Annotated in this window: 20 protein-coding genes and 1 tRNA gene; 5 read left to right on the top strand and 16 right to left on the bottom strand. The window is 40.7% G+C overall.

Features of this window, described 5'->3' with window-relative positions:
- The first annotated feature begins 1 nt into the window (after position 1).
- The 3 genes from ACX3PZ_RS07980 (at position 2) to ACX3PZ_RS07970 (ending at position 3,540) form a co-directional block, all read left to right on the top strand.
- Entirely contained in the window at positions 2–304 is a 303-nt protein-coding gene (locus tag ACX3PZ_RS07980) for a hypothetical protein (RefSeq protein WP_459112455.1), read from the top strand.
- Complete coding sequence (locus ACX3PZ_RS07975) at positions 297–2,603, top strand: hypothetical protein (protein ID WP_459112454.1); 2,307 nt, start codon at positions 297–299, stop codon at positions 2,601–2,603. Before ACX3PZ_RS07980 ends, ACX3PZ_RS07975 begins: the two co-directional genes overlap by 8 nt.
- A 274-nt stretch (positions 2,604–2,877) precedes the next feature.
- Positions 2,878–3,540, top strand: coding sequence for a hypothetical protein (locus ACX3PZ_RS07970; protein ID WP_459112453.1), 663 nt, complete (start codon positions 2,878–2,880; stop codon positions 3,538–3,540).
- 53 nt (positions 3,541–3,593) lie between these two features.
- Here ACX3PZ_RS07970 and ACX3PZ_RS07965 read toward each other — a convergent pair whose 3' ends face one another.
- The 16 genes from ACX3PZ_RS07965 to ACX3PZ_RS07890 all read right to left on the bottom strand — a co-directional run bounded on the left by ACX3PZ_RS07965 (position 3,594) and on the right by ACX3PZ_RS07890 (position 22,782).
- Positions 3,594–4,349, bottom strand: a complete 756-nt coding sequence (locus tag ACX3PZ_RS07965) for an SHOCT domain-containing protein (RefSeq protein WP_459112452.1) — start codon at positions 4,347–4,349, stop codon at positions 3,594–3,596.
- A gap of 312 nt (positions 4,350–4,661) precedes the next feature.
- Positions 4,662–4,735, bottom strand: a tRNA-Ala gene (locus ACX3PZ_RS07960).
- Between the two features lie 110 nt (positions 4,736–4,845).
- Positions 4,846–6,258 carry a TolC family protein gene (locus ACX3PZ_RS07955; protein ID WP_459112451.1) on the bottom strand — a complete coding sequence of 471 codons (1,413 nt, stop codon included), beginning with the start codon at positions 6,256–6,258 and terminating at the stop codon, positions 4,846–4,848.
- Positions 6,259–6,292: 34 nt separating this feature from the next.
- Positions 6,293–9,439, bottom strand: coding sequence for an efflux RND transporter permease subunit (locus tag ACX3PZ_RS07950; protein WP_459112450.1), 3,147 nt, complete (start codon positions 9,437–9,439; stop codon positions 6,293–6,295).
- A 68-nt stretch (positions 9,440–9,507) separates the two neighbouring features.
- The gene (locus tag ACX3PZ_RS07945; protein ID WP_459083940.1) at positions 9,508–10,701 is read right to left on the bottom strand and encodes an efflux RND transporter periplasmic adaptor subunit; all 1,194 of its coding nucleotides are present in this window, start codon (positions 10,699–10,701) and stop codon (positions 9,508–9,510) included.
- Positions 10,694–11,155, bottom strand: coding sequence for a GbsR/MarR family transcriptional regulator (locus ACX3PZ_RS07940; RefSeq protein WP_459083939.1), 462 nt, complete (start codon positions 11,153–11,155; stop codon positions 10,694–10,696). Before ACX3PZ_RS07940 ends, ACX3PZ_RS07945 begins: the two co-directional genes overlap by 8 nt.
- Before the next feature lie 198 nt (positions 11,156–11,353).
- The gene (locus tag ACX3PZ_RS07935) at positions 11,354–11,923 is read right to left on the bottom strand and encodes a sugar O-acetyltransferase (protein ID WP_459083938.1); all 570 of its coding nucleotides are present in this window, start codon (positions 11,921–11,923) and stop codon (positions 11,354–11,356) included.
- 30 nt (positions 11,924–11,953) lie between these two features.
- On the bottom strand, positions 11,954–12,496 hold the full coding sequence (locus ACX3PZ_RS07930; RefSeq protein WP_459112449.1) for a GNAT family N-acetyltransferase: 543 nt from the start codon (positions 12,494–12,496) through the stop codon (positions 11,954–11,956).
- A gap of 144 nt (positions 12,497–12,640) precedes the next feature.
- A complete protein-coding gene (locus ACX3PZ_RS07925) occupies positions 12,641–12,877 on the bottom strand; it encodes a DUF2007 domain-containing protein (protein ID WP_459083936.1) in 237 nt (78 codons plus the stop codon).
- Positions 12,878–12,985: 108 nt separating this feature from the next.
- Positions 12,986–14,281 (bottom strand): amidohydrolase family protein, encoded by a 1,296-nt coding sequence (locus tag ACX3PZ_RS07920; RefSeq protein ID WP_459112448.1) that lies wholly within the window; start codon positions 14,279–14,281, stop codon positions 12,986–12,988.
- A 14-nt stretch (positions 14,282–14,295) separates the two neighbouring features.
- On the bottom strand, positions 14,296–17,277 hold the full coding sequence (locus ACX3PZ_RS07915; protein WP_459112447.1) for an amidohydrolase family protein: 2,982 nt from the start codon (positions 17,275–17,277) through the stop codon (positions 14,296–14,298).
- Between the two features lie 132 nt (positions 17,278–17,409).
- Positions 17,410–18,747 (bottom strand): L-lysine 6-transaminase, encoded by a 1,338-nt coding sequence (lat, locus tag ACX3PZ_RS07910; RefSeq protein ID WP_459112446.1) that lies wholly within the window; start codon positions 18,745–18,747, stop codon positions 17,410–17,412.
- A 37-nt stretch (positions 18,748–18,784) separates the two neighbouring features.
- Positions 18,785–20,335 carry an L-piperidine-6-carboxylate dehydrogenase gene (gene amaB / locus ACX3PZ_RS07905; RefSeq protein ID WP_459112445.1) on the bottom strand — a complete coding sequence of 517 codons (1,551 nt, stop codon included), beginning with the start codon at positions 20,333–20,335 and terminating at the stop codon, positions 18,785–18,787.
- 108 nt (positions 20,336–20,443) lie between these two features.
- Positions 20,444–20,989, bottom strand: a complete 546-nt coding sequence (locus ACX3PZ_RS07900) for a GNAT family N-acetyltransferase (RefSeq protein WP_459112444.1) — start codon at positions 20,987–20,989, stop codon at positions 20,444–20,446.
- Between the two features lie 52 nt (positions 20,990–21,041).
- Positions 21,042–22,088 (bottom strand): bifunctional transcriptional activator/DNA repair enzyme AdaA, encoded by a 1,047-nt coding sequence (locus ACX3PZ_RS07895; RefSeq protein ID WP_459112443.1) that lies wholly within the window; start codon positions 22,086–22,088, stop codon positions 21,042–21,044.
- A 109-nt stretch (positions 22,089–22,197) separates the two neighbouring features.
- Positions 22,198–22,782 carry a DUF2911 domain-containing protein gene (locus ACX3PZ_RS07890; protein ID WP_459112442.1) on the bottom strand — a complete coding sequence of 195 codons (585 nt, stop codon included), beginning with the start codon at positions 22,780–22,782 and terminating at the stop codon, positions 22,198–22,200.
- Positions 22,783–23,076: 294 nt separating this feature from the next.
- On the opposite strand from ACX3PZ_RS07890, the gene hisG reads away from it, so the two are divergent.
- Entirely contained in the window at positions 23,077–23,934 is an 858-nt protein-coding gene (gene hisG / locus ACX3PZ_RS07885) for an ATP phosphoribosyltransferase (RefSeq protein ID WP_459112441.1), read from the top strand.
- Positions 23,935–23,955: 21 nt separating this feature from the next.
- The gene (gene hisD, locus ACX3PZ_RS07880; RefSeq protein ID WP_459112440.1) at positions 23,956–25,242 is read left to right on the top strand and encodes a histidinol dehydrogenase; all 1,287 of its coding nucleotides are present in this window, start codon (positions 23,956–23,958) and stop codon (positions 25,240–25,242) included.

Here is a 25,242-nt window from a genome sequence, read left to right as displayed (position 1 = left end):
AATGGCAAAGAAGAGACACCAAAGCCTTAATAATCAAGGGCATGGTAAAGATAAGCAATTTAAAACTGAAAAGGAAAAAGTTTCCAATGCATTCTACGACAAGCCAAATACTATGTTTCAAGTAGCACTCCTCACCAATGTGGAGAGACCAAATGTTTGTAGAAGAGTTGCTGAGTTAAGAAAGGAAAATAGAATTTACTTAGTCTATAAAGGCCTTTGTCCTATTTCGCACTATAGAGCTGGATTCTACACGACTAACGAACGAGTTTACCTAGAATATTTAAAACAGCAAGGCAATGACTAAAGAATATAATACTAATAGCTTTACGTCATTTGTAGAAAGCTGGAAAAAGGATTTAATTATTAGAGCTAAGGAGAATTCAAAAAGCAGAAAAGTAAATTTCGGACTTTACGATGCTATTGAACACTCTACAAAGTTTAGAAACGATCTTGATGAAGCAATGCTTATTTATTATAAATACATTTCCAGAGCACCTCTAATTAATAATGATTATCAAAAATACGTTGATTCGTACCGCAAAGGCAAAGCACTAGATTTAAGGTATTTTCGACATGACTTAGACCAGTTGAAGGAATACTATAAGCAATGCGACGAGAACCCCGATTTTAAGCCTTTCGACCTAGAACTTTATGACAAGTATGTTTTATTCATGGTATTAAAGCTCTCTAATTGCTACCCACCTATTTACGATGACATGTTCGGAGTAAAGCGAGAAGGCAACCGAGAATACAATCCATTAACGCAAATACCAAAGGTCCTAAGGGCCAAACTGCCTTTCAAAATAAAGGAGTACGACATAGCACAAGCAAACCCGACATTTATCTTTATGGAGCTAGGTATTGAGCCTTTTAACGTTTACGAGCGAATAGAGAAGGCTAAATTTAATATGTTACTAAACATGCACCATGAAGCAAAAGGAGCGAAAATAGAGGACGTACGAAGACAATTAAGGCCTATCTATGGTGAAAGAGTTGAAGAGGTCATAACCGACGAGCGATTTAATACCAGAGGAAAGCTTTTTGAAGACATGACTAAGCATGAAAAGTTTTACATTGAGCAGTTTGTAAGTGAAAACAACTTAGACCACTTTGTTAGGCTTCATGACGGCATAATAACTTTAGATTCTCATGAGTGCGAAAAGCTAGAGTTTGGACATATTAAATTTAAGGTAAAGGAATTCACACCGCCAGAAGTTTTAGAAGCTCCAGTAAATTTTTATGATTATTTCGGAAACACTTCACCTTTTCAATATGCTAAATTTTTAAAGCAAGAGGGATTTATCCGTATTGCCATTGAGGGCCGTGATGAGGTGACCCTAGTTAAAAACACAAATAAGATTATAGAGCCTTACAGTCATAAAACAGACCTAGTATCATTTCTCAAGAGCAATATCAATGAGCTAGACACCAGCAAGCTGGAAAACACTATAGCAAAGGAAGCCACGACCAAAATCAAAGATTCTTTACTATTGCTAGACCCTATTCCACTCACTTATCACAGAGACACTAAAAATAGAGTTGACATTCCTTTTAATAATGGAATTGTTAGAATAACTTCTGACGAAATAAAACTTATACCCTATGCAGAAATAAACGGATTTTTTCCGAAGCATTCGACACAGAAGAAAGAAATAGAGATCATTCCCAGAGAGAAAGAGCGGTCCGAGTTTGAACAGTTTTTAACACTAGCATGTACGGGAACGGACTATAAAGAAGAGGTGGTAAATGCTTTCTTTTCTATGTTTGGGTATCTTATTAGCAACCATAAAGACCTAGCTAAAAACTACGCTATAATCTTATCAGATGAAGGAGCAGATGGAGAAAGCAGAAATGGAGGACGAGGAAAAAGTATTGTGCAAACGGCCTTATCTTATTTTAGACCTACAATTTTTAAAGGTGGTGAAGAGTACGACCCTAGTTACATTCACGTCCATGCAGACCTAGAACCCGAACACGACATTTATTACATTGATGACGTCCCTAGAAATTTTAACTATAATGCACTTTATACAAATATTTCGAACGCAATATTTTGCCAGCGAAAAGGAACTAGAGGAAATACTATTCCGTTTGAGTATACCCCTAAATTTGTGATTTCTACAAACTGGGCATTTCGCTATGATAAGGAAGCCAGCTCTACAAATAGACGTTTTAGAGAGTATAAATTCACGAATTACTGGAATATTGAAAATACACCCATAGACCACTTTGGAAAAACCTTCTTTAGTGACTGGAGCGCAAAGGAATGGAACGCCTTCTTTAATTTTGGGTTTTATTGCGTGCAAGTCTTCTTAAAAAGTGGCCTTAGGTCTATTGATTATGACAAGCGAGGAGACAATTTTCTAGCGTACTTTTCGAATGATGCTAAGCTTCAAGAAATGGAACGAGTTTTAGAAGTGCTAAAATATAAAGATTCTTTTTGTGTGAGTGACTTTCTTATGATTCATAAGCAATCAGTACTCTACCAGTACCAGCCTATCTATAACCAGAATAATGCAAAACAGCACATTCAGACGTTTATAGAATTTAAAGAACTAGGTCTGGACTATGTGCAAAGTAACAAAATTTGGAAAAAGGTGTAACGGGTGTAACAGAAACACGCCTAAATGACACCCAAATGGCTTCATAACAGATTGATTATCAATATTAATCACACCTATGACACCTATTTTAAAGTTTACGCACACGGAAAATAAAAAAGTTGTAAAAACAGAAAAACAATATTTATTATTTAGTATTACTTTATTTTAGGTGTAACGGGTGTAATGCTAATTGACTTACAGCCACTTACGAACTAGTTTAGGTGTGCTCAAGGTGTAAGGAGTGACACCTCCACAAACAAAATATTAATGAAAAATGAAAAATAGCACTTTACAAAACTTTACAAAAATGGAAAGGAAAGCGAAACGCTTACTTTCTAAAAATCCAGTACCAAAAGAACAGTTTGATAAACTTACTGCAGAAGAAAGGAAAGTTTTCAGTATGGTTGTAAATGAAAAACTTTGTTCACTAAAACACCACGAAAAAGATGAGTATTTAAAGAAACTCGAAGAGCAACTGGAGTTTTATTCGAAAGACGAATTTAAATTTACAGTCTGGGAAATAAACCATCTTACAATTTCCAGATGCATTGAAAATTATGTTTCAGCCTATGGCCGTTTTCCGACCAGAACGCACATTGCAACAATGACAGATTTATCGAGACCAACAATAAACAAACATTTGGAAACTCTTCAATCTTCCAAGCATTATAAACAATACACCGCACAATTTACAATGATGACAGACCGTGTAATTGGAGCGATGACGAAAAGCGCAATCGAAGGAAATGTAAGTGCACAGCGTTTATTTCTGGAGTTTGTTTCTGGTCAAACTAGCAAGCGTATCGGAACGCAAAATAATTACATACAGATCAACGGCTTCACTTTGACAGAAGAGAAATTAAGAACCCTGCCAGCAGACCAGTTAAAAGCTATTGAAAACATTTTAATGGATTCCGAAGCGGCCGAGATAACCTAGATTTACCATTGAATCGCTTTTTGCACGTTAATTACAAGTTGGAAATTTTGTAGTTAATGATACAATTCTTTATCTGACGGATTTTTCAATTCAAAATAGGTGAATTCCTTATCATACTTGTACCATTTCATGTTGACACGTTGAAAACGTAAATCGTCCAACATTTCTCGCATTGATTTAAGAATGTCCTCTTTATTCGCATTGTTTGCCAAAATTGCTCCCGTTAACTGAATTGTTTTATGAGAACCTCCCATGGATTGAACTTCTATATTTGAGCGCCACAACTTTTCATCGGCTTGATCAATGTATGTCTTTCTCATTTGTGGAAGCATTCGCACTTGATAATCGATGACCGCTTTTTTAAATTCTTTTACCTTTTTCTGAACTTCCAAATCTTCATGATTCTCATATTTGCTATACATGGTTCCGAAAACCTTGAGAGATGAAATAATCGAATTCACATTGCTGATGTCATCAGTATATTTTTCATTCTCTAACTGGTTGATGAGACTATCAAGTTCTGGTACTATAAATTCTTTGTTATCAGTTTCGATTATTTTTGTCGCGGCTTGTTCGGTTGTATTTTTTTCTTCTTCAAAGATTGAAAATATCAATGAGAAACCACAAAAAATTAGGAATAAGACACCCAAGCTTTTTAAACACCCTGTATTTTTCTTTTTAGGAGGTTGAATACTATTAGTTTTTTGCTTTAAGATGTCTGATTTTTTTTCATTAAACTCCGTTTCAGTTAGGATTCCCTTATCTCTTAATTCAGCGAGTTTTTCAAGGTCTGAATAATTGCTTTGCATTTTTGTTTTTTTTGTAAATTTTCAGTAACGTGTTATTTCAAGTGATATTCTAAACAAGTTATTGAGGTTCGTTGGAATTTGTAATTAAATCAAATTCAACCTTGTTGTAGTGCATCTGCCCAAATACGATGGTCGAAAATCAATGGATGTTCTGTTGTGGTTATTAATTTTACCAAATATAACATTTTTTGAATTATCTCTTCTCGTAATTCCAGTATCTGAAAAAGTACTTAATTTAATTTTGTGTTGAAATTGTGTTGAAATGTAAAATAAAAAAACACCTACAAATTTGTAAGTGCTTGATTATCAAAGTGGAGAATACGGGATTCGAACCCGTGACCTTTTGACTGCCAGTCAAACGCGCTAGCCAACTGCGCCAATCCCCCATTCTAAATCAGAAAGATCTGAATTCAGATTGCAATAATAGGTAATATTTTAAAAATAGCAAAGCGCAGGGATCAATATTTCCCCGCGCTTTGCTTTATTTGCTAATGGATTACTTCCAACCTCCTCCTAAAGCTCTATAAAGCTCGATTCCGGACTGCATTTTTGCATATCGGGCATTCGAGATATTAAGCTCCGCATTGAGTTGATTGACCGAGGCATTAAGTACTTCTAAGTAATTGGCCATCCCATAATTTACAAGTTCTTGCGAAAACTCGACACTTTTACGGTATGCGTCTAATTCCTTTTGCTTTAAGGCAATAAATGAATCTTGGGAAGAGTACATTTTGATGGCGTCAGAAACTTCTTTTCCTGCCGTTAAAACAGATCGTCTAAAGTTTAAATAGGCAATTTCTTTGTTCGCTAAACTTACTTCGTATTGTGTTTTAATCTGTCTTTTGTTTAAAACAGGTTGCAACAAACCTCCTACCACATTGGCAAAAAGAGAATTTGCACTAAAGAGATTGTCTATGTCTTTGGATTGCAGCCCCCCACTTCCTGTGATGGTAAGACGTGGGTAAAATTGCGCTTTGGCTGCTTTTGAAAGCTCAAAGGCTTGCACCAAATTAAGTTCTGCCATTCTCACATCAGGACGGTTGCTAAGCAATTGACTAGGATACCCAAGATCAAGTGCGATGGGCAAGTTCTGATCCTCAAGCGTACTTCTAGTGATCGCTGCAGAGGGTTCTGCAAGCAAAAGACTCATCGTATTTTCCAGAAGTTCAATCTGGATATCAATGTTGATTAAAAGAGACTCCGCATTATGCACCAAAGCTTCACTTTGCTGAACGGCCACTTCCGTTAGTGATCCCGCATCTTTAAGTGCTTGGGTGGTTTCTAGGTTCTTTTCTCTAAGTGAAATCGTCTCGTTAATAATTCTCTTTTGCTCATCAAAGGTGAGCAACTGAAAATAAGAGGCGGCTACGGCAGCTACCAAATCGCTTTTAATGGATTGGTGAGCGGAAACGGTTCCTAGATAAGAAGCCATTTGTGCACGCTGCTCAGAGGCCATCTTCCCCCAAATATCAATCTCCCAATTTAAGGCGCCCGTTAGGTCCCACTGCGAATTGTGCGTACGCTCAGAAAGCATTTGACCGGACTGCGTATTTAACGATTGGGTGTTGAACGTATAGTTCGGTCCGATGTTAATAGTTGGCAGATAAGCCGCTTTGCTTTGCTTTAAATAAGCTTCTGCGGACACAATATTTTGAAGGGCAATACGCACGTCGATATTGTTGTCTAAGGCTTTTTGAATATGCCCTTGCAAAATAGGATCCGTAAAGATTTCACGCCAAGATACATCGCCAAAGCTCAGAGAATCTTGAGGCAGCTGATCTGTCCTATAAAGGGTCTGTTCTACCACCTGAGGAGGCGTTTCATACTTTGTGGCGGTTGCGCACGAAGTAAGCAGCACTCCTAGAGCTAGGGGAAGAATAACCGATTTTGCTTGTATATAAATATTCATTGTCTTTTTAATTTATTTTTAAGGTTTTTCTCCCTTATTCGTTCAAATTAATCACTTCTTTTTTAAGAGGTACTACTTTTTCTTGAAGCCATTGGAAGATGACGTAAAGCACGGGAATAACCAATAGACCTACAAAGGTTCCAATCAGTAGTCCTGCAGCTGCACCGGTACCAATGGATCGGTTTCCAACCATCCCAATTCCACTTGCGAACACAAGGGGAAGCATCCCGAAGATAAAGGCAAAGGAGGTCATTAGAATCGGTCTAAGTCTGGCTTTAGCCGCATTGATTGCAGACATAGCAATGCTCTCACCCTTATGCCTACGCTGAACAGCAAATTCCACAATCAAAATCGCGTTCTTGGCTAAGAGTCCAATAAGCATGATAATGGCAATCTGGAAATAGATGTTGTTTTCAAGTCCCATAATGCTCTGACCAAAGTATGCTCCAATAACTCCTAAAGGAAGGGACACGATGACGGCAAACGGAAGAATGAAACTTTCGTATTGAGCCGCTAGAATGAAGTACACAAATAGGAAGCTTAACAGAAACACTACATAAGTTTGGGAACCTGCTTTCATTTCTTCCTTGGAAAGCCCCGTAAATTCAACATCATAATCGGTTGATAAATGTTTAGCTTGTACTTCCTGCACAGCTTTAATTGCATCTCCAGTGGAATAACCCGGTGCGTTGGATCCACTAATCCCAACCGAAGTAAAGAGGTTGTAACGCTCAATCGATTGAGGACCAAAGGTACGCTCTAGAGTTACAAATTGAGAAAGCGGTGTCATTTGCCCACTCGCTGTTTTCACATAGAGTTTGCTTAAGTCCTGAGCATTTGCTCTATCCTCAGGCAAGGCCTGAATCATTACTCTAAACTGCTTTCCGTATTTCGTGAAATCCGAAGCGTAAATTCCTCCTACATACCCTTGCATCGCACTCAAAATGCTGTTGACAGAAACGCCTACATCTTTTGCTCTAGGGATGTCAATGATTATCTCGTATTGAGGGTAGTTGGTATTGAAGGAAGTGGAAGCAAACTGAATTTCTGGACGCTTCATTAGTTCTGCAATGAAATCCTGAGCAGCGGTACTTAAGTTGGATAACTCTCCACCTGAACGGTCCAAAAGCTCAAAATTAAACCCTTCACTCTGACCAAATCCAGGGACACTTGGAGGAGAGAAGAAAATCATTTTTGCATCGGGATACTTTTGAGCCAGTCCAAACAACTGACCAGTTATTCCTTGTACACTTGTGGCATCCGTAGTTCTTTCTTTAAAAGGCTTTAATTTAATAAAGGCCTGCCCTACGTTGGAACCTTGTCCGGACATAAAACCACGAGACGAACTAAAGGTAACGTTTTGTACGCCGTCAATTTTCCGAGCTTCTTTTTGAAGATCTTGCAAAATCGAATAGGTTCTTTCCATGGAGGCACCTTGCGGAAGCTGAATGTCTGCAAAGATAATTCCTCGGTCTTCACTTGGAATGAAACCAGAAGGCATCGAAGAATTAGCCCACCAGAAGGTAAGTCCTCCTAATCCAAAAATGATAAGGGTAACCCATTTGTGGCGAATTAAAAAGAGGAACGATCGACCGTAACGATCGGTGATGGATTTGAATCCTACGTTAAATTTATAGAAGAATTTATCTCGGACATTTAATTCCGTGTATTCTTTGTGGTGATGTGCATTCGGCTTAAGGAGAAGCGCACAAAGCATTGGACTTAACGTTAGGGCGTTTACAGCCGAAATTAAAATCGCAATAATTAGGGTAATCCCAAACTGTTGGTAAAAGACTCCTGTAGGACCTTCTAAGAAAGTTACAGGAATAAAAACGGCTGCCATTACGAGGGTAATGGAAATAATCGCTCCTGTAATCTCGTCCATGGCCTCCACCGTGGCTCTTTTCGCGTCGGTGATTCCTTGCTCTAATTTCGCATGGACGGCTTCTACCACGACAATGGCGTCGTCGACCACAATTCCAATGGCGAGAACCAGGGCAAAGAGAGTTAATAGGTTAAGGGAATAGCCAAGTAAATTTAAAAAGAAGAACGTTCCGACAATGGATACCGGAACCGCAATGGCCGGAATCAAAGTAGAACGGAAATCTTGAAGGAAAATATAAACTACTAAGAATACGAGTAGAAAGGCTTCAATTAGGGTGGTCACTACTTTTGAAATGGAAGCTTCTAGGAATTCGTTGGTATCAAAGTTAATGTTGTATCCAATGCCCTCTGGAAACGAACCTTTTTGTTGCTCTAGAAAAACATTAATGTCTTCAATAATGGCCTGTGCGTTGGAGCCCGGTGTTTGGAAGATCCCCATACTGATGGAACGATTTCCATTACTTTCTCCAATTCCAGAATAAGAAAGTGCGGCAAGTTCTACTTTTGCCACGTCTTTTAAATGTAAAAACTGTCCATTTCCAAGGGAGCGGATTACGATGTTTTCATATTCCGAAGCTTCGTCAAATTTCCCTTTGTAGGTAATTACATATTCAAAGGAATTTCCGTCATTCTCCCCTAAAGATCCCGCAGCTGCTTCTCGAGATTGCTCGTTAATCGCGGCAGAAATCTCTGTAGGTTCAATACCGTACGCCGCCATTTTGGAAGGATCAAGCCAAACTCTCATGGAATAAGTCTTGCCTCCAAATACCATCGCATCCCCAACACCGTTAACCCGTTTTAGTCCAGGAACGACATTAATGTTCAAATAGTTTTGAAGCCAGGTCTCGTCTAAATCCGGATTGCTCGTATAGAACGTTAGGAACATAAGCGCACTGGTTTGCTGCTTCTGAGTAATCACCCCGGAGCGCGTTACTTCAGAAGGAAGTAAAGGCATGGCTCGTTGTACCTTGTTTTGAACGTTTACGGCCGCAATATCTGGATCAACTCCTTGTTTAAAAAAGATCTGGATCGATGCCGATCCATTGTTTTGGGCTGTGGAATTAATATAATCCATCCCTTCTACCCCGTTGACCTGCTCTTCAATCGGAATTACAACCGAATTCATTACCGTTTGCGCGTTCGCTCCCGTATAGTTTGCGGAGATTCTTACCGTAGGTGGGGCAATGTCTGGATACTGGGTTACAGGCAGTGCCATGAGTCCCAGAATACCGAGGATCACGATCATAATCGAAATTACGGTCGAGAGTACGGGTCTATCTATAAATCGTTTTATCATTTTTATCTTGGATTTTGGCTATTTGTCCTTCATTTAATTTCCAAATAGCCGAGTTCACTTTGCACTTATTAATTGTTAAATTGGGTTTTAATGGCCTTCAGAATGTCATCCAATTGTACAGGTTTTGCTTTGACAGGAGTTCCTGGTCTTAAGCTCCCCACACCTTCTGCTACGACGGTTTCGCCTTCTTTCAAACCTCCTTCCACAATGGCAAGGTTATCCACTCTGTCCGTCACTTGAATGACCGCGCTAGTAGCCGTATCTTTTACAATTTTGTACACGTAAACAAGTCCCTGTTGTTCGTAAGTCGCCGTCTCAGGAATGACAAGAACGTTCGTATAGGTTTTAGGAAGAAGAATCGTTCCCGTGTTCCCATTGCTTAGCATTTTTTCTGGATTCGGAAGCGACACTCTAAATTGAATGGTTCCTGTGCTAGGGTCAATTTGGCCTGTAACGGCTTTAATTACTCCTTTATGCGAATAAATATCACCGTTTGCCATCTGCAATTCTACAGCAGGCATATTTTTCAATTTTTCACTCATGGTAGAACCGTAAGAATTCTTTAAGAAATTCAAATACTCCGTTTCATTCATGGAAAAATAGGCATAAAGTTCACTCGTATCCGAAACCGTGGTAATCGGCTGCTGGTCGGAAGGTCCCACAAGACTACCAGTCCGTTGATTTAATTTACCCACAACCCCTGAAATAGGAGAACGGATCACAGAATAATCGATATTCGCTTGAACGCCTTGGAAGTTTGCACTTGCCTGTGCTTTGGCTGCAATGGCTTGCGAAAGCTGCGCTTGGGCACCCGCTAAATTCGCTTGAGCGGTTTGAAGCTGAACACTAGAGATGATGTTCTTATCGACTAGCGGTTTAATTTTATTCACCTCGACTTGCGCTGCATTGACAGCACTTTGGGCTGCTTTTACACTCGCATCTGCAGCTCCGATCCCTGCTCTTGCCGCAGAAGCGGACTGATTAAGGGTATTGGTTTCCAAACGAAAAAGGGGTTGTCCTTTGCTTACAAACTGACCTTCGTCCACAAGTACTTGAGTAATGTATCCTTGGATTTTCGCGCGCACGTCATTGTTCACACGCCCTTGAATACTAGCCGGAAAGGAAGTGTATCCGGTCACGCTTCGAGTTTGAGCTTTCACGCTGCTAACAGCTTTGGTCTGACTTGGAGCCTGAGTTTCTTTTTTCTTACAAGCCCCTAACGCTAAAGAGGCTACTAGTAATAAAACGATTCGTTTATTCATTGTATAATTGTCTTAGTGAGTTTTCTATATTTGCGATACTATTTTCAATAAGGTTGCTGTAAATTTCGTATTTTTCTTTGGAATATTCTCCCTGCGTGCCGCGAAATACCATAAGCCTTTCAAAAAGCGAACGCTCTGATTTTAATCGCTCCAAAAGCTCTTCAAAACGTAGACGGATAAATTCATTGTTAATACTGAAAAAACGTTTTCTACTTTCCTTTGGGATTTCCTTGATGAGTCCAATTTCCAATAACAGATGCAAATTGGTTGAGATGGAGCTTTTGCTTGCCGAAAAAGCCTCCACCAATTCTTCGAAAGTGACTCCCTGGCGGTCAAAATCAAAGATTAGAAACGCCTGAATTTTCGCCGCCAATGGAGGCAAGTGAAAAAACTCGCCATAGAACGAAACAAAATCCTCAAACAGGGAGGGATCGATTGCAATACGACTGCGCATAAAGGGTATAAATTTACGTGGGCAAAGGTACTAATTTTGGTTCGTAAATTACCGAACCAATTGAGATTATCGATAAAATAAATAAGTTCTATAAACCAGCACGCAAGAAACGGCCCTCTCCTTTTATGCTCATTCCAAACAGAAACCTGCTTTATTTTGCCTCCTTTTTTTGCTCGTGAAATAGAGACAAAGACTCTTTTACTCCTTTGGATTTTGTATAATCTTACGGACCGCTTTGCAAGGGTTTCCAAAGGCAAGCATTCCCGATTCAATCGAACGGGAAACCACACTTCCTGCACCAATCACACAATTCTCACCAATCTCAACGCCGGGCAACACCACTACATTTCCACCGAGCCACACGTTATTTCCCACTTTAATGGGTCTTGCCGTTTCCACTCCTAAGTTTCGGCTTTCGTACTCGAGTGGATGCAGCGCGGTATAAAAGGAGCAATTGGGTCCAATGAGCACATGGTCACCAAACTCCACGCGGGCTTCGTCAAGAATCACCAAATTAAAGTTGGCGAAAAAATTTTCTCCTACATGGATGTTATAGCCATAGTCACACTTAAATCCTGACTCCAGGATGAAATTTTCCTTTGTCGAACCTAAAAGAGAAGATAGAACCTCTCTCCTCTTAGGGATTTCCCTTGGGGAGAGCTGCTCTAGTTCTTGAAGAATCACTTTGCACTTTAATCTTTCCTCCACTAACTCAAGGTCGTTTGCATCGTACAGTAGACCCCGCATGCATTTTTCTTTTTCGTCCATTGCCTTGTTATTCGTGAGACTTTTGTCTTCTTATTTTTGAATAGATTTCTCCTTAGATAGTACTTTTTCGTAGGCTCTTCGAGAAGCTCCTCGAAAAAAAACCTCCCCGCAGTAGGTATATCCAAGGGAGTCTATAATTCTTAGCATAGCCACATTGTCAAAATTCGTATCCACTTTAATCGAGGGAATCCCACGCTGCAAGGCATAATTCTGCGCAAAAAGCAGAAGCATTTTCCCGTATCCTTTTCCACTTACACTTGGACTCACTCCCATTCTATGCACCACAAGAAACTCTCCCTGAGTAAACCACTCTCCTTCTATGTCCTGGTAGGCAGGTTCGTAGTTTTCAATCAGGGCACAATAGGCTACTATCTCCTTCCCGTTCACAATGAAAAAGCCATATCCCTTTTCAATATCCGTTACGATAGAATCCTCATTGGGATAGCCGTCTTGCCACTGTTTTGAACCTTGACTTTTGCGCAGTTCAATTCCCGATTTAATAATGGACCACGCTTGGGGGATTTCCTCCATCGTGGCTTTTCTAAAGGTAAGTTCAGGATTGTCAATTTTCATACTCTCTGTCATTTTGGAATTCTCTTAGCAAAGCTACTTTATTTTTGACCTAGAGAAAAGAAGTTCTGCTTAGATGAAAAAAACCGCGATGCTCCTGCATCACGGTTTCAATAAAATTAAAATTTACTATATGAAACAATTTGGTTAATTCTGAGTGGCCTTAGACTCTAGGAGCCACTGGTCAATAATATCAAAAGCTTCTTGCTCTTTATTCAAATTTACTTTCACACTAAGCATATTCGCTGTCGGTGTGGTCGTAAAAGTCATGTATGCATTTTCCACTGCATTCTCTATTCCGGCTTCGTCTAATTTCGATTTTACGAGTTGAATTTCTTGCTGAATTGCACTCTCAAATACCGAAACTCTGGTCTTTCTTTCCATAGTAATTCATTTAATAGAGTCTAAATATACGAAAAATTTAGCTTTAATTTAACAAGTTTACCAAAACTTAACATTAAATCTGTTAAAAGACGGTTTTCCTTACCGGTTTCATTTTCGACTTTTATTCCCCTCTATTTTTTCCTGATATCGCTCATAAAGGGTGGTTTGGTGGTTTCTGAGTTCTATATCTCTTCCATCAATAAAGGCGCGAGTCACCTGATTGGTAAGTTGATCAAGCGCATCTCCTTCAGAAATAAATAACGTGGCGCTTTTTCCCACTTCCAAACTCCCGTGCGTTTTCTCGATACCGAGCATCTTGGCTAGATTTAAGGTAACACTTTGCAGAGCCTTTTCCTTATCTAATCCATACGCCGCCGTGGTTCCTGCAAGAAAGGGAAGATTCCTTGAATCGGAGAAATCCTTCCGTGCACTGTAATCCAGTCCGTGCAGAATTCCTTTGTCAGACACCATTTTTGCGAACTGATACGGTAGCCTAGGGGAAGAGGATGCATTCGTAGGCAACGAGTGAGGATTGGTGACGATCAGTGGATAGCCACTAGCCTTGATTTCATCAAGGACCGATTCTAGAGAGGAATCTCCAATTAAAACGGTCTTTTTCACCCCGTAATCTTTTGTGAATTTAATTAATTCTAGCGCTTCGTTTGGACCGCTTACGGCTGCAAAGAGAATCTTCTCCCCTGTAAATAGAGGCGCTATACTTTGCAATTTAAATTCTTTATACCCCGAATTCTTGTCGTAGGATTTCGCCCGTTGGAAAAGACTCTTAAGCTCTAAGAGATCTTGGTCTCTTTGATCGTTCAGCTGCTTACTTCTTTTGGCGTCACTTAGTCGATAAATGGTCGGCCAGTTCATGTGAAGCACATTGTCCTCGCTGACCACAGCATCTTGCCAGTTCCACCCGTCTAGCTGCATAATCGAGGACGTTCCCGAAAGAAGCCCTCTTTCCATCACAGGCTGAGCAAGAAGAACTCCGTTGCTACGCACCGTCGGAATTACGTGACTGTCCGTATTAAAGGCAATTAAAGTTCTTACTTCCGGCACAAGACCGTTGGACTCCCTAAAATCCACGGTGGCCTTCGTGGCCGATATTTCCACGAGTCCTAAGGAATTGTTCACAAGGATAAACCCGGGATAGACGTGCTTTCCACTGGCTTCAATGACTTGTGCTCCTTGAGGAATTACGCCTCCAATGGAGGTAATGATTCCCTTGTCAAACACAAGCGTCGTGCTGGGAAGCACTTGGCCGGTTGCCGTATGCAAGGTGGCCCCCGTAATGGCGATGGGCGCCGATTGCGCAGGAGCAGGTTTTGGCCTTTGCGCAAAGCTACTTACACTAATGAAAAAGGCAAATAAACTATATAGAGTACGTTTTGATGAGTTCATAGGTTCTGTATTAATTAATGAGAATGAGTTTCAGACAATAAATGCTCCTCCAAGGTGTCGCAGTGATAAAGAACCGGCTCTGATTTGCTTACCGCTTTTGTATTGCCAGACTTTTGATCGTCTGAGAAAAGCATCTTTTGCACAATTCTATTTTTTTCGTCTCTCACTTTTTGGTCTTTCAAGGCTTGGGTTTGCCCATCAAAGTACAAAGTTCCATCTACGAAGGTTTTGTCCACAGTGGCATAAATGCTTAAAGGATTGTTTGTCCAAAGGACGAGATCCGCATCCTTTCCCACAGCTATAGAACCTACCCGATCATCAATCATAAGCATTTTCGCTGGGTTTAAAGTAACCATTTTCCAGGCAGCTTCTTGAGACACGCCTCCGTATTTAACGGATTTAGCAGCCTCTTGATTGAGTCGGCGCGCCATTTCCGCATCGTCCGAATTAATGGCCGTGTTTACGCCCGCTTCTAGTAATAGGGCCGCATTTTGCGGAATAGCGTCTCTCACTTCTTCTTTATAAGCCCACCAATCGGAGAAGGTGGAAGCATTGGCTCCGTGCGCTTTCATAAGGTCTGCAACCTTATATCCTTCTAAGATATGGGTAAAGGTTTGCACTCTAAAATTAAAACGATTTGCTACCTCCATAAGCATGTTAATTTCACTTTGTACATACGAGTGCGAGGTGATAAAACGCTCTTTGTTTATGATCTCTAACATAGCTTCCAGTCGAAGATCTTTACGGTAATTTTTGTTTGTTCTTTTTTCCTCTCCGTATTCTTTCGCGCGGGTGAACCAGAAATCAAAGGCTTGCTCTACGCCGGCTCTACTTTGAGGGAAACGATTTGGATTTCCTCCCCAGTTGGCCTGCTTGACGTTCTCCCCTAAGGCAAATTTAATAAAAGGCTTGGCTCCTTTGTACTGCATGTGAGTAGGATCCTCTCCCCACCGGAACTTAATCAGTGAAGACTGCCCTCCCACAGGGTTGGCACTCCCATGTAGCTGCTGCGCAATGGTAACTCCCCCTGAAAGTTGGCGGTATAAGTTGACGTCATCCGGATTGATGGCATCGCTCATTCTTACTTCCGCAGAATTGTTGGTTCCCCCTTCGTTCACTCCGCGAGTAATTCCCACGTGGGTATGCTCATCAATAATCCCGCTTGTAAGGTGCATGGATTTTCCTGAAATCACCTTGGCTCCACCTGCAGAAAGTCCCTGGCCGACGGCTACAATTTTCCCTTTGGATACTTTTACATCGTAATTCTCAACGATGCCTTTCTCTGTGTTGGTCCAGACCGTGGCTCCTTGGATTAAATAATCCTCAGCTTTTGGAATCTCGCTCGATCCAAACGCGGAGAACGGATACCATATTTCTCCGACCTTCTGGTCTAAAGGAGATTTGGGCTTTTGAGGTTCAGGTGAAAACCCCTGAGTCTGTACTAGAGAATACGGCACGGGCAGTCCGTTTTTATTTAAAGCGCGACCGCTTGCATTTTTATATCGATCGAGTTCATACATCAAACGATAGTTCTGAAGGGAATCGTTTGGAAGTTTAAGCTCCATGGCCAGTTTATAGTCCGCAAAAGCAAGTTTCACTTTGCCTTTCTTTGTTCCTTGAGAGATTTCAGCTTGTGGACTTGTCAACTTGCCTTTTACTTTTAAATCATAGGATTGCCCGTTCAAAGTTAACTTATAGGTTCCCCGAATGTCTTGCGTCGGACGCTGGGTAATCTGGTAGCGGGTTCCCATTACGTAATTGTCATAAATCTCAGTTTCCTTTTCAAATAGATCTCCTGAGCTTACAAAGAAATTCGCAAGTGAGCCTGCTTTTAGGCTCCCTAGTCTCTCCTCTTTTAAAAGCTTTGCAGGAACTTTGGTTAGCGATTCTAACAACTGTTCTTTGCTCATTCCTTTTTCATGCAAAGCGCGAAGTTCGGTTAAAAACTTGCTTTTGTCTGAAAGTCCGTTCATTGTAAAAGCAATAGGGACATTTTCTTTAGCAAGATACACCGCATTGTAAGGAGCGAGCTCCCAATGTTTAAGGGCTGCTACATCAAGAACTTCGACATCAAGCGCATCTTTTATTTGGTAAGGTTTTGGATAATTTAGGGGCAATATAAGGGTACCGCCAGTGGCTTTAATTTCTTTTGCACGTTGGTATTCGTTCCCCGAACCTAAAAACACAAACTGACGACTTGTTTCATCTCCAATTTTGTCCGCTCTAAGAACGTCCCACTTTTCTGAGGTTTCTACAATGGTAGGAAGGTCTTTTAGTTGATTAAAAGCTTCTAGGTTTGCATTTAGAGCTTTTGAATCTTTAGAGCTCTCATACCATTTTGCATCTAAGTACAATTGGCGAAGTAACGCAATGGAACCTACAAGAGAGGAAGGATACGCCTGTCTTGAACTCCCTTTTGAAAAGGAGAGCATTAAAGCGGCATCGCTTTTAATGATTTTTTCAGCACTTGTCCCTTCTCCTAGTCCGATCAGAACGGCGGATCCGCGGACCAGCCCGTCCTCATTAAAACTAAGAACCGACCCAAACCCTTGGCTTAAGTACGCATTAAAGTCCTTGGATTGGTTTGTAAAGGTTTCTACCGCTCTCGTGTCGGCTTTCACCGCATCGTTGTAGGCGGCAGAAGTTGCATCTGTAGGAAGGTAACTGCTACCTGGATCGTACTGCTTTCTTTGTTTTTTCTCCACTCCTACACTCGCGTAGGGATCGATAAAAGAGGGATACACAAAAGCGCCCTTGCCATCAATAACAACCGCTCCTTTAGGAATGGAGGCTTTGCCTGAGGCCACGACTTTTCCTTCTTGAAAGACCAAAACAGCCTCAGGGATCACTGTTTTTGAATCTTGGTAAAGGGTAATGTTCTTCAAGGCATAAAGACTTTTGTCCTTGCCTTTCGTGTCGTTTGGCCAGTAGCCTACTTGCGCCCAAGTGTGCACGGCCAGTAGCAGTGCCAAGCTGGATAGGATTCGTTTTTTCATAGTTTTAAGAGGGATTTAAAAAATCAAAGTATCAAAAGTAGACATTATTATTAAAATATCCCCGTGGATTCACAAAAAATACCGCACAATTTTGTGCGGTACTCAAGTTTTTAATAAAATTTAACGAGGTTCTTAAAATCCTGCGGCTAAAATCTGATCCATTTTGTCAATTGCCATTTGAATCTCCCCCTTCGATACCGTTAAGTGCGGTCTGAAACGAAGCGACTGCTCTCCACAAGCGAGTAGTATTACTTTTTCTTCGTAAAGCTTAACACGGAAGCGGTCCCTGGTTTCAGGACCTTTCAAATCAATCGCGCACATGAGTCCACGACCTCTAGGGTTTGAAACCTGCTCTGGGTATTTATGAGCAAGATTTTCGAGTCCTTTCAACAGGCTCTCCCCTACCAAACGTGAATTTTCCACTAGGTTATCCTTTTCAATCACTTCCAGAATAAGTTTGAGTCGCATCATATCAATGAAGTTTCCTCCAAACGTAGAATTGATTCTTGAACTTTCTCTAAATACATTGTTTGGGATACGGTCCATCTTCTCTTTGTTCGCGAGAACGCCACAAACTTGGGTTTTCTTTCCAAAGGCAATAAGATCGGGTCTCACGGAAAAATGCTCAAATGCCCACATTTTCCCTGTCATGCCAATGCCCGTTTGTACTTCGTCAAAAATGAGCAAAATTTCGTGCTCATCACAAATTTTGCGTAGCGCTTGAAAGAACTCATCTCGGAAATGATGATCTCCCCCTTCCGCTTGGATGGGTTCTATGATAATGCAGGCAACACGACCGGGACTAGCTAAAATGGCTTCCTCAATGTTCAAAATGGCAAGCTGTTCATTTTTGATGGTCTCTTGTAAGTTTTCCTCAGTGATTGGAAAACTCAAATGAGGATTTAAAATTCTTGGCCAATCGAATTTAGGGAAATACTGATGTTTCCTTGGGTCGGACGTATTGGTAAGACTTAGGGTGTACCCACTTCTTCCATGAAAAGCTTGACGGAAATGGATGCAGATATCTGCCTCTAAATTCTGTCCCTTCTCCATATTGAGTCTTGTCTTCCAGTCGAAGGCTGCTTTCATCGCATTTTCCACGGCCAGAGTTCCACCCGAAACGAAAAAAGCGTATTGAAGCTCCTTTGGAACGACCACTCTTTCAAAGACTTCCATAAACTCAGCGTATTCTACACTGTATACGTCTGCCAAGGTAGGCTTATTCACGGCCATTTTCCCAAGCCAACCCACATGCTCTAAAAGATAAGGATGGTTGTATCCGATGGATGCGGAAGCAAACATCGAAAACATATCCAAGTAATCCTCACCCGAAAGACTGTCATGAATATAGGATCCATGGGATTTTTCAATGTCCATTACAAAATCAAAACCGTCCACAAGTAGGTGTCTGGCTAGTACGCTTTGTACGTCTTTAGGAGCGATGGAATCTTGGTGATTTTCTGTATGCATAATAAATTTGTATTTGGTGCTTAATTAGGGTTTGAATTTATAAATCGAACGTGATGCCCTGGGCCAAAGGTAGATCCAGACCGTAGTTGATTGTATTGGTTTGTCTTCTCATGTAGTATTTCCAAACATCGGAGCCACTCTCGCGACCTCCTCCTGTTTCTTTCTCTCCACCAAAGGCACCGCCAATTTCAGCACCTGAGGTTCCAATGTTTACGTTCGCAATCCCACAATCCGAACCTTGAGCAGAAAGGAAAAGTTCCGCTTCGCGAAGATTTTGAGTCATGATGGCTGAGGATAGACCTTGAGGAACGCTATTTTGCAGTTCAATGGCCTCTTCTAACGTCTTATATTTGATTAGGTACAATATCGGAGCAAACGTTTCGTGCTGTACGATTTCAAAATGGTTTTCGACTTCCGCAACACATGGTTTTACGTAGCATCCTGAAGCGTATTCTTTTCCTTTTAACACGCCTCCTTTTACAATGAATTTTCCACCTTGCTCCTCGCATTTTTTGATGGAGCTCTGGTAATTTTTCACTGCGGAAAGATCAATAAGCGGTCCTACGTGGTTGTTTACATCCAAAGGGTTTCCAATCTTAAGTTGGGCGTAGGCTTTTACAAGTCGCTCTTTCACTTGGTCGTATAGGCTCTCATGAATAATGAGTCTTCGGGTAGAGGTACAGCGCTGTCCTGCAGTTCCTACAGCTCCAAACACCGCTCCAATCACGGACATGTCGATGTCGGCATGCTCTGAAATAATGATGGCATTGTTCCCACCTAATTCTAAGATGGACTTCCCAAACCTTTGTTGAACCTTGACCCCTACTTCTCTTCCTACTTTGGTAGATCCCGTAAAGGACACAAGTGGAATGCTTGTTTCTTCTACGAGCGCTGCGCCCACAGTATGGTCCGCTACAATAACACTACAAATGCCCTGTGGCATTTTGTTTTCTTTTAAAACTTCGTTTAATAGGTTCTGACAGGCCAAAGCACAAAGTCCTACTTTTTCGGACGGTTTCCAAACCACCACGTTTCCACAGACTAAGGCAAGCGCTGTATTCCAACTCCAAACCGCTACTGGGAAATTAAAAGCGGAAATCACCCCTACAATTCCTAACGGATGGTACTGTTCGTACATACGGTGAGAGGGTCTTTCAGAATGCATAGTGTATCCGTAAAGTTGACGAGAAAGCCCTAGGGCAAAATCACAGATGTCAATCATCTCTTGCACTTCTCCTAGACCTTCTTGGAGGGATTTCCCCATCTCGTAAGACACGAGTTTACCCAAATCTTGTTTGTTTTCACGAAGCTTTTCTCCAAATTGGCGGATTAGCTCTCCTCTTTTGGGAGCTGGGATACGGGAAAATTCTTTGAAGGCTTCTTTCGCCTTGGAAATTACTTTCTCAAAATCGCTAAGGCTACCGGTTTTAATCTTTGCGATCAGTTTACCATCTGCCGGGGAATAGCTTTCAATCACATCGCCTTTCGCAAAGGATTTGCCCCCCATATTCACTCCATTATTTTCTTTGGAAATCCCTAAACGTTCTAGTGATTTATCAATCGAAAATTTTGATTCTTTTTTTGCCATAATTTTTCAATTCTATGGTTCTAAATATAAAAACTATCCAAGGAATGAACAAATTTTTTAGCATTAAAAAGACTTTAGACCGTTTTACTCAAAAGAAAGAAGCGCAAATCAGCTTCCGCTTTTGCGCTTTGTCCAACTGGATTTAGAGATTTCATACTCTATATTGATTTTGGGCGACTCTCCGTGGTACGCTACTTCCAACTCTCGACGCTTTAGGGCTCCCAATTTTTCCATTGCCCGTTTGGATCTCTCATTTTCTCGCCCTACGTGAAACACTACGGTGTCTATGAAATCGAAAATATAGTTGAGCATGGCCTCCTTTACTTCCCGATTTACGCCTTGTCCCCAATGCTTAGGATTGTAAAAGGTATATCCAATTAAAATCTCGCTATTAAGTGGATTGTAATCGTAAAACCGCGTAGAACCAAGTACCACACCGTCCTTTTTTCGAACCACTTTAAAGGCTCCTCCACTTTGGAGAGCCCCTTGAAAGAAGTTCTGAAAAACTTCTCGTTTGTAGCGGTTCGGATTGGGATGTTGACTCCAAGTTTCGGGATCCTTCGCACTTGCATACAAGGCTTCAAAATCGGACTTGGCAAGAGGAACTAGTTGGTAGTTCTTTGTATCTAAAGTAGGTTGTAGATTGGGAATCATGGGAAGAGAATTTATCTTTGTTTATTAGAAATACCCGTGGGCTTCAAGGAGATTAAAAAAGAATTGATTTTTCCAATTCTAGTAATTTTTGTTTGCGCCAAATTCCACCGCCATACCCCGTTAAAGTCCCGTCACTTCCAATTACGCGGTGGCAAGGGATTAATATGGAAATCTTATTCATTCCATTTGCATTGGCCACGGCGCGGACTTTCTTCACATCGCCCAAAACTTCCGATTGCCTTCGATAATTCCATGTTTCACCGTATGGAATCTTCCTTAAAATTTCCCAAACACTTTTCTGAAATTCGGTTCCTACAGGGGAAAGTGGAACCGTAAATTCTTTACGAATCCCTTCAAAATATTCTGAAAGTTCTTTTTCTAAGGTATCAAAATGGGGATTATCCCCTTGAATAATGGTGGCATTGAGGGATTTTGCTAAATCTTTAAATTCAGTTTCCAGCATTCTTCGATCGGTAAATTCGAGCATACAAATGCCCTCTTCGGTTGCCGCTGCATACATGGTTCCTATCGGGGTTTCGATTCTTTTTAAATCAATAATTCTTTGCGTTTTTGAATTTTTCGGAGAAACCCCGAAAATATTTTTGAAACTTTCACTAAATCCACTTAAACTCTCAAAACCACTATCATAAGCTGTTTCCATCACATTTTCTCCTTGTTGCAATTTTTTGAAAGCCGTATTCAAACGAAACATTCTTTGAAATGCCTGAAAGGTCATTCCGTGGTTCTTCTGAAACCATCTTCGCATCGTAGAGGGGTCAATCCCCCGTTTTACCAAATCGTAATCTTTAAATTTTAAGGCAGGGTTTTCCCTTAGTTCCTTCAAAATTTGTTGAATGTACTGGGGAGTTTCATCTGGATTCTCTAGGGGCTTACAAACTTTGCAGGGGCGGTATCCTTTTAAAATTGCATCCTTTGTGTTTTGAAAAAACTCCACGTTTTCGGCTTTAGGTTTTCGGGCGCTGCATGTGGGGCGACAGAAGATTCCTGTGGTCTTCACACCCATCCAAAATACCCCTTCAAAATCTGGATTTTTGTCCAAACTGGCCTGGTACATGATTTGAGAACTTAAGTTTTTCATTGACATTTGCGATTAACTAGTCACAAAGGTAAAAGGCTGAGCCTACAGGTGCAACCGAAAATTAAGCAACTATTTTTTTTGCGATGCTCGTCTTACCTATACCCTTACCTTATTTTGCACGCTCAATCGATCTAATCTCCCCGAGCTTCTCTACAATGGCTTTTGTCTTATCCGCGTTTTGTACACTGACGGGTACCGTAGCGGAAGATTTATCCCATGCAAAGGTTAGATTTGCATGCGTTGTATCCACAGGCTCAATCGAAATGGTAAACCACTCCACTTTCTGAGCTAAGTCCACCTTAGGAACTTTTACACTGTAAAGATCAAGCTCTTTGTTGTATTGGGTTCCCCAACTTTGAGAGTCCTTATTTAAGATGACTCGCCACTGCGATTTGGAGGGCTCAATGTAAAGACCATACGTTCCCGCAGGGACATCCACGCCACCAAAGTTCACTTTTTCACCAAAGGTAATTTTTGTCGAGGAATTCGCTCCCGCGCGCCACACAGCATCATAAGGAACTAAGTCTCCAAAAACCACCCGGTCTTTCACCGCCGGACGACCATAGTCTACAGAAATACTGGTTAGAGAAAATTGTTGTTCAATTTTCTGCCTAGGGCTTTGCGCTGGAAGCGTGTACTGCGCCTGAGAAAATAAAAAACCGCAAAGAAAGCTGGTTATAAGAATCTTTTTCATAGAATTGATTTAGGATTTAAAGGTAGTGAATTTTATAGTTTTATTAGAAAACAAAAAAAATAATTGTTTGAATAACAAAAAAATATTTATCTTCGCCCCCTAATTTAAAACACAAAGAATGTTTAATCAATTACATCATCATTTTCATCCTTGCACTCAAGCGAGCTGAGAATGATATGCTGTAAATTCAAAATATCTAAATCTAATCCCGTTTGAGTAAATCAAACGGGATTTTTCTTTTTTACAGGTCATCCCCCATTTAAGATTTACTCAAACATTTAATACTAGTGAAAAATGAGTAAACTTAGAATTGCCATTCAAAAAAGTGGCAGACTTAACGAAAAATCAATCAATCTACTGCAACAATGCGGAATTAAATTTCCAAATGGCGGTGGAAAACTAATCACGGAAGCTACTAATTTTCCAATTGAAATTTTGTTTTTAAGAGATGATGACATTCCCCAATACGTCGAACAACAAGTAGCTGATATAGGCATCATAGGAGAAAATGTTCTGGTTGAAAGTAAAAAGATTATCAATCTCGTTGAAAAGCTTGGTTTTTCTTCCTGCCGGTTGAGTCTGGCAGTTCCTAAAGAAACACAATACGACAGCTTGGAATTTTTCAGAAACAAACGCATCGCAACCTCCTATCCCAATATTTTATTGGAATATTTTCAGAAACAGAATATCGAAGTAACGATAGAAGTTATATCAGGAAGTGTGGAAATTGCACCGGGAATCGGTTTAGCAGACGGTATCTGCGATATTGTAAGCAGCGGTAGCACCCTGCTTTCGAATGGGTTAAAAGAAGTAGAGAAAGTCCTGGTAAGTCAGGCGGTTTTGGTGGCAAATCCTAATTTAGAAGAATCCAAAAAACAGATTTTAGAAAAACTGTTGTTCCGAATCCAGTCCGTTCAGAAAGCCAAAGAAAACAAATACATTTTATTGAATACCCTCGATTCTAAACTGGAAAAAATCAAAACAATTCTTCCAGGAATGAACAGCCCGACCATTCTACCCCTGGCAAGGGAAGGTTGGAGCAGCTTACATTCTGTTATCAGAGAAGACAAATTCTGGGAGATCATAGACGAATTAAAAGAAGCCGGAGCTGAAGGAATTCTCGTCATTCCTATCGAAAAAATGATTGTGTAAACGAACTCAAAAAAAAACATAATGAAATACTTGAATAATCCCTCAAGATCTACATGGCAAAATTTAGCCAAAAGACCTTTGATTGAAAAGAGAAACTTAGATGACACCGTAGCCAATATCATTGACAAAGTACGGACCATGGGCGATGCTGCCCTTCGGGAATTTACCTTAGAATTCGATAAATTCAACTTAGGCAATCTAAAAATAAGTTCCTCCGAAATCGAGCAAGCAAACTCTCAGGTTTCAAACGAACTGAAACAGGCGATTTCTATTGCCTATAACAACATCTACAAATTTCACGCTTCTCAGAAAGTTGCAGAAATACCTGTGGAAACCATGGAAGGTGTGACTTGCTGGAGAAAAAACGTGGCTATAGAAAATGTAGGACTTTATATACCTGGCGGTTCTGCTCCCCTATTTTCAACCCTGCTGATGTTGGCAATTCCTGCACAAATTGCAGGTTGCAAAAACATTGTTTTGTGTACGCCTTGTGATCAAAAGGGAACGATTAATCCAGCCATTTTGTACACCGCTTCCTTTTTGGGTATTAACCAAATTTATAAAATCGGCGGTGCCCAGGCCATCGCTGCCTTGGCTTATGGAACCGAGAGCATTCCTAAAGTAGATAAAATTTTTGGACCCGGTAACCAATATGTAACCAAAGCAAAAGAACTTGTTCAAAAGAACGGCATTGCGATCGATTTGCCTGCAGGACCCAGTGAAGTTTTGGTTATTGCAGATGAAAATGCAGACCCAGAATTTATTGCGGCAGATTTACTTTCACAGGCAGAACACGGAACGGACAGCCAGGTAGTTTTTGCAACGAATTATAAACCCCTAATCGAGCAAGTAAATCTTGCTTTGGAAAAGCAATTGAGTACTTTATCAAGAGCTGATCTCGCAAGAAAAACATTGGAAAACAGCTTTTCCGTATGGTTCAATTCAGTGGAGGAATGTATCGATTTTAGCAATAATTATGCTCCTGAACATTTGATTTTGGCCCTTGAAAACGCAGAAGAATATGGTGATAAAATTCAAAATGCAGGTTCCGTTTTTCTTGGAAATTACTCCTGTGAAAGTGCCGGAGATTATGCAAGTGGAACCAATCACACATTGCCAACCAATGGATATGCCAAGAGTTATAGCGGTGTTTCGTACGATAGCTTCGTAAAGAAAATCACGTTTCAAAATATCACCCCAAAAGGTCTTCAAAACATTGGGGCTACCGTAGAAATTATGGCAGAGGCAGAACAATTAACCGCACATAAAAACGCTGTGAGCATCCGACTTAAGAAATTAAACAAGTAG

The sequence above is a fragment of the Chryseobacterium sp. A321 genome, assembly GCF_054489265.1.
The sequence above is the reverse complement of the archived record's forward strand: the minus strand, read 5'-3'. Positions and strand labels throughout refer to the sequence as shown.